Origin of the sequence: Virgibacillus siamensis (assembly GCF_039522605.1) — a bacterium.
In the GTDB taxonomy this organism is placed as follows: domain Bacteria; phylum Bacillota; class Bacilli; order Bacillales; family Amphibacillaceae; genus Lentibacillus; species Lentibacillus siamensis.
In genome coordinates this window covers 2,238-12,190 of sequence record NZ_BAAADS010000026.1, presented here as the reverse complement: position 1 = coordinate 12,190, position 9,953 = coordinate 2,238, and the positions used below count along the sequence as shown (strand labels likewise).

Here is a 9,953-nt window from a genome sequence, read left to right as displayed (position 1 = left end):
TCGCCTACAATCACGATACATTAAATATAAACGTTTCGGTGTGTGAAATCCGTCCGTAAGAGGGGCATGCACGTGACGGGGTATTGCTGAATGGCGGTGGCTGCCATTGATTGTTGCATCCAAAGATGATTCGTTCTTTTTTGCCGGAAGTTTCCCGGTCAGCATGTCAGTCAAATATTTCCGGATCATACAGGTAAAGTAAATTGCCAGTGGATCATGATCAGGCTGGTAGGATTCGAAGGGTTTCCACATTGCGAATAATCCTTCCTGGAAAAGATCATCGTCAGGCCTGCTGATGTCCATTTTGCGTGTCTGGCAGCGGAATCTCCATGCATTTTTCTCCAACAATGCGTCAAACGTTATTCGGTTGTCCATGTGATTTGCTCCTTTGTGGGGAAGTTTTGGTGAGTGATTCGTGTGTGGGTTCTAAGGTGGAAAAGGAAGAATGGGGATTGATGGCAAATAGTAAGAAGGGAAAATATTACTTTTGGAGATAATCGCGGTAGGGCTTTATTTCATTCCGATAAGGCTTCAGTGCCTTTTGGAAATCACCCATGTCAATATCCAAATAATCAAAGACCTTGAAAAGAGTTACAAAATGCGGACTCCGTTGTCCTAATTCAATCCTACCAAGATTTTTGTCATCACAATCAGCATAACCTGCCAACTGAGCGATCGTTAATCCAGCATTTTCCCGTTTTTGACGTATGTATTTTCCCATTTCTATATGGAACAAATCCAATTGTTCTGCCATACTTCTCTTCCTTTTTTGTTGATAAGGCTATTATCCAGCCTGCAGGAAGATAGCAAAACGTCCTCGAAGCCACTTTTTGATAAAAAATTATTTTTTGAAGGTAATATATGGGGCTTGACCACAAAAACCGTTAGTCCTTTTGTGAAATTCACATTAGAACTAACGGCACCATTATTCTATCGCTTCTTTTCCTCAACATATTAACGATTAGTTTTGTCTTTCTGAAAAATTGGCAGAAACGTTGAAGTTGCGGATATTGGGTTAAATGCATGAAGTAGGTATCATTCGAGAGATCCTTTTAGCCTTAATTTAGATAATGATTCAGCAGTGCACTAGGACGATCAATAAAAGGATGAAAAATTGACTTTACGGCGGAGCTGCTTGCCATTAACTGTAACGCCCGATTCTTTGCAGACGCTGGAAGGGGTCAGAATCGGCTTGTCCGTATTATCATATTTTGTGCAGGTGTACCTCTTAGGCATTATTTCCACAACACCTGCGATAGTTCCACAACACGGACAAAAGTTAAGTCAATGGTGGCGGACAAACGAATTCGCACTGTTTCAGGCAAAGCAGAGTGATCCTATTCCTATGCGGTAAAGTAGGTTAGCATCACTTGGTAAATTGCAAACACCGGTACAAAAGATGGCAGAGACCGTAAGCAGGATCTAAGTAAATTGTTTTCATAATGGAAAAGAACGTTCTGTAAGGTACGAAATCAGTGGTCTTAAACAGAAGAAATCGCCTGACCTTTTAGCCATAACTCAATTTGCAACAGGTTTCTAAAAAAGATAATCAAAAAATGCTACTGTCCTTAAACTTCAAGACAAGCTTATAACAAAAGCATAGGAGTCGCCCCATGCCTATAGTGTGAAGAAAAATCTAGCAGTGAGGATGGTTCTTGAGGAAGCAAAGGAACCGTCCCTATGCTTCCCCCTTCTCATCAACTTCTTCAAAATCAATATCAATTATCTCAGGAAACTCTTCTTTCATATCCATGTATTCGTTATATAATTCATTTTTTGTAATATCTAATGAAGACGATAACACGCTGGCTAACCTTTTACCCATTGGTTTCATAGTAGCATATGTTACAGATCCAGATACTACACCCCCAAGCACAGGTATTACCTTTGAAACCCCTTTTGCAAATATATCTTTGTTAACTTTAATACCTATATAACCAGCAACCTTTTTAGCGATTGGATAATAGAAAGTTTTAGTCAATGCTTTTTGTGGTAACCTTTTCAACACCTCTTTAGATGCTCCTGAAGAAATAAATTTAATTGCAGAACTAGAACCTGCCACTCCAAACATAACACCTAAGTAGAGTATTAAATTATTTCTAGCTTTTTCAGTATCCAAATGTTCGTCAAGCCATAAATCTTGGTGGCCATACATATATGCTAATTCTTGAGCTAAAATTAATGAATGATAAAAAAATTGTGCTATATCAGTTGGAATTGTAGCAGCCATAGCCAGTCCGCCCGGTATACCAGCACCAAAGGAAACGGATGTACTTTTAACAGTTCGCTTATGAATTACAGATTTCGCTACATTATCTATTGTGGACTTATTTATTCCTGCATTATAAGGACCAAATTCAAGAATTTCTTCAAGTTGAGAAGAAGTAACAAGCTTTGAAAATTTTTGCTCTAAAAAATCATCCCTATCAACTTTTACACCTGGAATCTTTAGTGCTTGGTCAACCACTTTTTCAATATTTACGTTCTTATCTTTATTAGCCATCTAAATCTCCCCCCTCTTCTAACTGAACTAGAACGTCTTATAAACGACCTTCTATTCCATAACTTTACTTAAATGATCATTTTAACTCGTTAACGCAGTCTAACAATCAATTAAATGACAACCAATGGGGAACATTTCCAAATAAGTATGGAATATACCCTAACGATTGGGAGAATAGCTGGGATATTATAAATCCTAACTAGCAAAACTCACTATGGTTATCTTTCTTTTATCTTGGAAGAAGCATAAGCATAGTTCTTGAGGAAGCAAAAGAACTGCTTTGCGAAGAACCATCCTTATGCTACCCTGCCTAGTCATCCATTCTTTTGATTTCGCCCGGTTCCAACCCAGTCGTTCGCGAAATAAGATCAACTGAAAGGCCTTCTTTCAACATTTTTTTCGCAATACTCTCAGCTTTTTCCTTTCTCCCCTTCTCTTCATACGAAATTGGCAGTTCCCATATCTTTTCCGCATCATCCATCTTTTTGATTTCCTCCATCAATTCTTCCTCCTCCCTATCGTCCAAGTGTAAATACCGTTCAAAAAATCCATAAATCAATCGTTGTCTAGCAGGATCCAATTCCATTTTTGCCAGCATTCGCAAAAATTCCTTCTTTACTTGAATGCGTTCCGATTCGCTATAGCCCATTTTACTCAACAATGCCGCTGCCACAGGGTTGTTTGATTTAATATATTCACGCCAATTTTTCTTACGCAGATGCACCGTCAAAAAATTGAAAGTCAGCACATGATGAAACGGAAAGGTCATGTTAAATTCCCGCTGTTCCCGATTCTCTTCATATGTGTAGACTGCAATTGGTACAATAGGTTTTCTATACTTATTATACAATAGACTGAAATAAAGATACATTCTTTCGTGGAAATCACGTTGGGTTGAGCTTTGCGGTTCAATGTGGACAATAATCATTGCATCTTGTTTTTTTAACTTAGTTTCCACAACAATATCCAAACGCCGAGCATCACCTTCATGCAGGTCGGTGAAAACTTCTTCAGACAATGGTGTTATCGTTTGAAAGTCAACATGCGCATGGACTTCCGGGAAAAAGGCATCCAGAAATTCTTTTAGAAAACTTGGCCTATCGCCAAGCTTTTATGGCGAAAACCTTAGTTGCACTTATGCAGTAAGAAAGCTGCTTCTTATCTGCCAAACAAATGGTGAATCAGTTCTTTAAAAAGTTGATCATGATGGGTGTAATCTTTTGTACCTTCACGTACGAGGGTAAGTGCTTCCATTAAAGCACATCCTTTACAGGTTAATGATGAAGAAACCAAGTATTATTATCTATCAATAGTATAGCAGATTCAATAAATGAGAACAAGCGTTCTGAAAATTAAGTTGCTCCTTCCTCCTCCCCCATTTCTTCCATAACCGGACGGAGAGCTTCACATACGTCATTATATCTATTATTTAACATTTCTCCATAATATTTGAATATCTTTCCGTCCATATGACCGGCGTAAAATATATCTCTCATCTTTGGGTTGGAAAGATTAGTTTTCTTGTTATACATAAACGAGTGAAGCCAAAAGGAGAGCCACTATTGGTCAGTTCTGCGACAGAAGTAGAAAATCTGCCAAGTGTCAGAACATCGTTTTTTATCATTTTACTGCCAATTGTGTTAATTCTTTTATCCGTAATCGGACCATACATGCCACTCCCAACAGTAGTGGAAAATATCTTTATCTTTATCGGAAGCCCGGTTATTGCATTGCTTATAGCTTGTTTTGCGGCATTTTACCTCCTCGGTTTCCGTCGTGGAATGGACAAAAAGATGATCAAACGGTTAACGGATGAGTGTATTATGCCTCTTGCTTCTATTATATTGATTATCGGAGCTGGCGGCGGTTTCAAACAAATTTTAGTTGAAAGCGGTGTAGGAGATGCTATCGCGCAAATGTCGCAACAGATGGATTTATCTCCAATTGTGTTGGCGTTTGCAGTAGCCGGTTTAATTCGTGTTGCAACAGGATCAGCAACGGTTGCATTAACCACGGCTGCAGGTATTGTATCACCGGTTGTTGCTAATATGACTGATGTAAACCTTGAATTACTAGTTATTGCTACAGGTGCAGGTTCCCTTATGCTATCCCATGTAAATGATGCAGGATTCTGGCTGGTTAAGGAATATTTAGGACTAACCGTAAAAGAAACATTCAAGACATGGACCGTGTTAGAGACCTTGTTATCATTCATTGCCTTTGGAATTGTGATGGGTATTAGTGCTTTTATATAAAAGCGTGAGACGGTGTTTGCTTTGCAAACACCGTTCTTTTATAAATGGCTAAAGGTTCAAGTCCCGAATGGTTGCCTAGACTGTAGGACGTTCAGGAGCATTATCTAAATGAGCTTTGCATTACTTTATTTATCTACCTTTACCCGGTCAGAAAACAACTGATCAAATATTACTTTAGCATATGTCCTAACCTCATGAAGCCCACTATCTATCCCATCCCTTACGTATTCGTTAGTTGACATTGGTGCATTTTCTACCAAATTAACTGTATCAGGGTCAAGTTCCCAGTTCATGATCACTCTTTTAACACCCTCTTTTAAACTGGCGCTTTTCTCACCGAACCAAGGGCCAAAATCCCATCCAAGATTGTTCGAAAATGAAACAGGATGCTTAGACCCTCCAACAACATCTTTAGGAAGACCGAAAAACTCCCCGGATGTTTTTTCCGGATCTGCAAGTTGAGTTAGGTCATCCGCTATGGTTAATACTTTTAGTAATTCATAGGATATATCCGGTCGCTCATGTTTTTCTACTAAATATCCTTGAAGCTTATTTTCAATATCCCTGCTTAACTCAAGAATTTTTGCTACTGAATGTACCACTGGTGATGAATAATCGCTCATAACAGCTACTCCTAACTATTGAGATTTATTAATATTATAATAACACTTTGACTATAGCCAATTTGTACCTTAAAGAATGATCGCTAACGTCTAATGCAAGCAAGAATAACTTTTTGGCTGATCTCGTTGATCCTGTCCCATCTCCTTCAAATAGGTATACTCTAGTAAAACGAGCTTTTCTATATGCCTTTATAATTTATTGTTCCATAATCAAAAAACGTCCTTTAGAATAAAATTAAAATGGTAGCCAATCCTCGTCTACATAATTCCCTTCATATACCAAATTATCATCTAAATATAGTCTAACTTTGTAAACCCCTGGAGCTTTAACGTTTTTTAAATTAACAATATAAGGGCTATCAATACTCAGATCTTTTCTCTCGAGTGTGTAAATGGTGTCAGCATCAATTTCTAAGTACAGATCAAACCTTTCATTCGGTCTTACAGAGATATTAAAAACTATTTTTTCATCACTCATAACAACACTTTCAACATGTGTCCATATACTATGGAAAAGTTTGTTCCGTGTATCTATCTTAATCTTTTCTTCCAACGAATTGACCGCTTCTGCTAATAAAGAATTTATTAAGGATTCTTTTCTCATAAATGAATAAATATTTCAATGGGTAAAGGTCTAAGATACTTTTCCATAATTGGCTGCACTTCAGTTTCCCAATCTAAACCGCCATTACCACAGCCTAATAAAGGAAATGAAATCGATGTTATTCCCTTACTTTCATATGTTTACACAAACTTTTTAAGCCCTTCTTCAATATAAGCCAATTTAGAGGGTGATCTCCAATGTGTTTTTGTAGGAAAGTTAAGAATCCATTTATGCTCAGTTTTGAATATCCATAATTTCCCCACAGTTAATTGATTATCTTCACAAAGTATTTGGTACTGTTTAAACATATCTGGGTACATGATTTTAAAAGTTTTTGCAATACCCTTTCCCATAACTCCTACAGTATTCACTGTATTCACAAGAACCTGCGCTGGGCTCTCAAAGATATCTTTCCTAACATAAGTAATCATAAGTACCTCCATAGCACTTAATTTTTTAGACTTCAATAAATACTTTATACCTTTCACACCATATTATGCAACGTAGATCTCACGTTTACATACGGGGAAGAAAACACCTAAATAAATAAACATCCTTATACACACGATATATATCTATAACGTTCATCTCAAAATTTGATACAATTATTGACACATCAAACATTTCTTTCAGTAAGATATATTTAAAAGATACCCTACTTCGATTACAAAGTCAAGAACATCCGTTCGCATTACACTTATTCAAACATTATTCCTTAGATTCCGCGCTTTGGTAGCGCGAAATCTGGGTTATATTGTTTATGAAATGTTGGAGGTTACATCAATGAATAAAGGCGCAAATCATTTATCGATAAAATAAAAAACACGAATTGGAGTGAAAAGACTTTTTCGATTAAATAAGTACAGTTTAATGGACAAATTGACACGCTGCAGAAAATATCTCCTGAAATTCTGAGGATACTAAAAAAACCCCGCTGATGCAGGGATTTATCGCATATATTTTTTCAGTTTCGATATAATTAAATCATTATCAAAGTCCTCTTTTTTTACATCAAAACTCTTTTTAGAGGTCTCCAAGTAAGATTGCTTTAACCTTGCTTTACGTGTCATTCTAGGATTTTTATTCTCTGGATGTCCACGGCGTTCTTTTACAGCCTGATCTTGTGCCATAAAACTCACCTTCCTTTAATTTAATTTTACTGCATATTCATATGTTTGTAAAATTCTATGTTTGATTATTCCGAACAAACACCCGATACTTCCGTCGCTTCTCCCACGGATTCCCTGAGAAGTAATCCAAAATAACAGCCATATTCAAAAGATGGTGATTGGAAATATGCATGTAATACCGATAACTGCTCCACCGGTAACTTTGGGGAGTGGCAACCATATTGGCATCGACCGGATTCATATGGATATATCGGCTTACTTCAAGCATACCTTGTTTTGATGTAATCTGTTTATCGTAATACCGTTTTTCAAACACATGGCCGGTGATTCGATTCTTCGTATTATAATAATCGGCATAGCGCTTATTTATCAGTGACATAACTTTGGAAACGGGCTGTTCTTTGGAACGTATTTGCAAGTGAAAATGGTTGGTCATCAAACAATAGGAAGCGAGTTCAAAGGGGGTTTTCTTATGGACTTGTTGAAGAATATGGAGAAAGGTCTTAAAATCACCTTCGTCTTTAAAAAGTGCATCCCGGCGATTCCCGCGGCAAATAACGTGATAGAATGAATTTGGCACCCAAATCCGCTTTTTACGCCCCATCTTTATTGTACCATCCCTTTCTTCATTTGATCTCCACTGGACCGACGCATTGTTACGGCTTCCCAAATACTTTCATTGGTTATAGCTTCGTCACCACTCAAGTCCGAAATCGTCCGGGCCAGGCGCAAAATTTTCATTTGCACACGGGTACTCCAATTATGTTTACTGGACCATTGCTGCATCATTTTCGTTTGGTCTTTCGTTAGTTCACTGTTTCCCAATACGGTTTTATTTGGCGCGCTTGCATTGAGTATCTCTCCGCCATAACGCTCATATTGTCTTTTACGTGCAGCAGATACACGAGCACGGATGGTTGCTGAGGTTTCATTATGCTCGGTCGTCTCCCTGTCCAATGCTACGGCATCAAGCCTCAGCAAAATATCCATACGATCCTGAATTGGACCTGACACCCGATTTTTGTAGGCTGTAATTTGTTTGGGGGTGCACGTACAATAATAATGCTTTGACCCTAAAAACCCGCATGGACAAGGATTCATTGCTCCCAATAATAAAAATCGAGCCGGGTACGTTACCGTTGAAGCTGCCCGACTGATTGTCACTTTTCCCGTTTCAATTGGCTGTCTGAGCATGTCCAGGGTACGTTTGGGAAATTCGGCCATTTCATCAAGAAACAAAACACCACAATGTGCCAGCGATACTTCTCCAGGTTTTGGATTCGCTCCTCCACCAATAAGCGAAACTGCCGATGCAGAATGGTGCGGATCCCGAAATGGCGGAATATGATAATGTTCATTTGTCATACCGGCAAGCTGATAAATGCTCATGACATCAAATTGATGATTTTCGCTCAAGGGAGGCAGGATAGATGGAAACGTTTCCGCCAATAAGCTCTTTCCACATCCGGGAGGGCCAGACATTAACACATTATGCCCTCCTGCAGCAGCAATCTCCAACGCCCTTTTCGCTTGCTTATGCCCCAGTATGTGCTCGAAATCCTTGTCATAAGTCACCGTCTCAGGGTTTGTTGGTTTCGTTGAAGGCATAGTAGTGGCAAACGAGGAAAGCTGGCCGGAAAAAGAGGCAATAACATCCTGAAGCGTTTCAACAAAACAACATTCCATACCATCTATTTGAGGAAATGGCATATCCTTCATGGCTGGCAAATACAACAGCTTAACACCTTCTTTTTTAGCAGCGACAATCGCAGGAAGCATTCCATCAACTGGCTTAATCGAACCATCCAGCGATAAGACACCAAGAAAAGCAGCACCATCCGGAACAGGGTCTTTGATATCCCCTGCTTCTTTCATTACCCCAATTGCCATCGCCAAATCGAATACCGGGCTATTTTTCTTCTGTTCAGCAGGGGACAAATTAATGACGATTTTCTTATCCGGAACCTCACAGTCATTCGCATACAAAGCCGCCATCACACGATCCTTTGACTCCTTAACAGAAGCATCCGGCAAGCCAACAATATTTACCCCTTCCACCCCCGGCAAAAGCTGTACCTCCACTTCCACCCGGTACCCTTCAATCCCTTTCAAACCAATACTCGACACAACTGTAGCCATCCTCTCACACCCTTTTCATCAGTTATAGATTAGGTATAAGATAAGCTATCCTCTATTAAAAGTCAAGAACATTTGTTCGAAATGCCATTCTCTAAAACTGTCTTATAAGAGCCCAACAAAGTGAAAAATTCTATTTTGCTAAATGCCACTGAGCTAAAATACAAACATAACAAAATAGATCCGGTGAAAATGCCAATTTGACTATACATGAAATTTTTTTCTTATCCTTAAAAAAGCCACCAATTTCATCAAACCAGCAACCACTTTTCATAATTTTATTCGACAATATTTGACAAAATTCGGGAAGTGACAGGCACCCGGAATTTATTAATGGGGCATTATGACACTGTACATCCACCAGGAACAGTAAAAAGGAGACCTTATGAGGAAGATTCAACTAATGCATACGGTCCTTGAGTATTGCGGACAGAATAAGCCACTAGTGCGGAGTTTTGAGCCACCGTTTGCGGATAATAGAGCCAGTGAATGCGGAGGAGAGAGCCACTGATTATTGAAGGAGAAAAATATACAGCCATTGAGATAGTTTTGTTCTATTCCAATGGCTGCTGATCTTACCTAAAATGTTTATCTTCTAATTGCTCATCAATAATCTTAATTGCCCAACGAACGAGTTCATCATGATCCAAATCCTCTTCTTCAGACCATATACAGGTGGGTAATAGCCTGTCTTCAATTTGA

At 38.7% G+C, this 9,953-nt stretch carries 10 protein-coding genes and 1 pseudogene; 1 reads left to right on the top strand and 10 read right to left on the bottom strand.

Annotated elements, in window-relative coordinates; translation table 11 throughout:
• The 4 genes from ABD010_RS18170 to ABD010_RS18155 all read right to left on the bottom strand — a co-directional run.
• Positions 1–375 (bottom strand): sigma-70 RNA polymerase sigma factor region 4 domain-containing protein (locus ABD010_RS18170; protein WP_486389562.1); only part of this gene is annotated, 375 nt, incomplete at its 3' end.
• 106 nt (positions 376–481) lie between these two features.
• Entirely contained in the window at positions 482–754 is a 273-nt protein-coding gene (locus ABD010_RS18165) for a helix-turn-helix domain-containing protein (protein ID WP_343816460.1), read from the bottom strand.
• A gap of 924 nt (positions 755–1,678) precedes the next feature.
• Positions 1,679–2,503: a bacteriochlorophyll 4-vinyl reductase gene (locus ABD010_RS18160; protein WP_343816457.1), complete on the bottom strand. Its 825-nt coding sequence runs from the start codon at positions 2,501–2,503 to the stop codon at positions 1,679–1,681.
• Between the two features lie 310 nt (positions 2,504–2,813).
• The gene (locus tag ABD010_RS18155) at positions 2,814–3,578 is read right to left on the bottom strand and encodes an RpnC/YadD family protein (RefSeq protein WP_390351220.1); all 765 of its coding nucleotides are present in this window, start codon (positions 3,576–3,578) and stop codon (positions 2,814–2,816) included.
• Positions 3,579–4,029: 451 nt separating this feature from the next.
• On the opposite strand from ABD010_RS18155, the pseudogene ABD010_RS18150 reads away from it, so the two are divergent.
• Positions 4,030–4,758 (top strand): annotated as a pseudogene (locus ABD010_RS18150) (GntT/GntP/DsdX family permease); the annotation flags it as partial.
• 125 nt (positions 4,759–4,883) lie between these two features.
• Here the strand turns inward: ABD010_RS18150 and ABD010_RS18145 are convergent.
• The 6 genes from ABD010_RS18145 to ABD010_RS18120 all read right to left on the bottom strand — a co-directional run bounded on the left by ABD010_RS18145 (position 4,884) and on the right by ABD010_RS18120 (position 9,254).
• Complete coding sequence (locus ABD010_RS18145; protein ID WP_343816451.1) at positions 4,884–5,381, bottom strand: hypothetical protein; 498 nt, start codon at positions 5,379–5,381, stop codon at positions 4,884–4,886.
• A 235-nt stretch (positions 5,382–5,616) separates the two neighbouring features.
• Complete coding sequence (locus ABD010_RS18140; protein ID WP_343816448.1) at positions 5,617–5,934, bottom strand: hypothetical protein; 318 nt, start codon at positions 5,932–5,934, stop codon at positions 5,617–5,619.
• Between the two features lie 191 nt (positions 5,935–6,125).
• Positions 6,126–6,416, bottom strand: a complete 291-nt coding sequence (locus ABD010_RS18135; RefSeq protein WP_343816445.1) for a macro domain-containing protein — start codon at positions 6,414–6,416, stop codon at positions 6,126–6,128.
• Between the two features lie 516 nt (positions 6,417–6,932).
• A complete protein-coding gene (locus ABD010_RS18130; protein ID WP_343816442.1) occupies positions 6,933–7,115 on the bottom strand; it encodes a hypothetical protein in 183 nt (60 codons plus the stop codon).
• Between the two features lie 55 nt (positions 7,116–7,170).
• A complete protein-coding gene (locus tag ABD010_RS18125; protein WP_343816439.1) occupies positions 7,171–7,719 on the bottom strand; it encodes an REP-associated tyrosine transposase in 549 nt (182 codons plus the stop codon).
• A gap of 2 nt (positions 7,720–7,721) precedes the next feature.
• Positions 7,722–9,254, bottom strand: a complete 1,533-nt coding sequence (locus ABD010_RS18120) for a YifB family Mg chelatase-like AAA ATPase (protein ID WP_343816436.1) — start codon at positions 9,252–9,254, stop codon at positions 7,722–7,724.
• Between the last annotated feature and the right edge of the window lie 699 nt (positions 9,255–9,953).